1 protein-coding gene is annotated in these 522 nt (G+C 36.8%); it reads right to left on the bottom strand.

From position 1 onward, the window contains the following. Nucleotides 1–522 (bottom strand): GAD domain-containing protein (locus tag ABEA81_RS42475; RefSeq protein ID WP_345613750.1); only part of this gene is annotated, 522 nt, incomplete at both ends.

Here is a 522-nt window from a genome sequence, read left to right on the forward strand (position 1 = left end):
ATACTACCCAACTCTTGGCGCACAGCATCCAATGCTTTATTGGCAGTAGCATAATCTGACGCTGAAAAAAATACAATATCTCCAACTTGCGCCTGGGTTGTTTTTATAATATTTTCTGCAATATCTTCACCTAAAAACTTAATAATGGGCGATTGTAAATCGTTTTCATTAACAATAATGTAAGCTAAACCACCCAAACCTAATTGTTGGGCAATCTCGGTTAGCTTTTCAATTTGACCTTTCGATAAACGCTTTTTTCCTTGTTCCTCAGCCGAAACCTTGATGCATTTTACAATACCGCCCTCATCAATAGGCTTGCTAAAAACTTGAAAGGTTGTTTCCTTAACAATATCGGTGATATCCTGAAGTTGTAAACCGAATCGTAAATCGGGCCGGTCGCAGCCGTATTTATCCATGGCGTCTTGATAGGTAATCACTTCAAAAGGATGTAAAATCCATTTGTTACCGTAAATTTTTGTAACCACTTCATTAAACATTTTGGTGTTTAAATCCATAATTTGT

This window comes from Pseudonocardia adelaidensis (assembly GCF_039543345.1).
In the GTDB taxonomy this organism is placed as follows: Bacteria; Actinomycetota; Actinomycetes; order Mycobacteriales; family Pseudonocardiaceae; genus Pseudonocardia; species Pseudonocardia adelaidensis.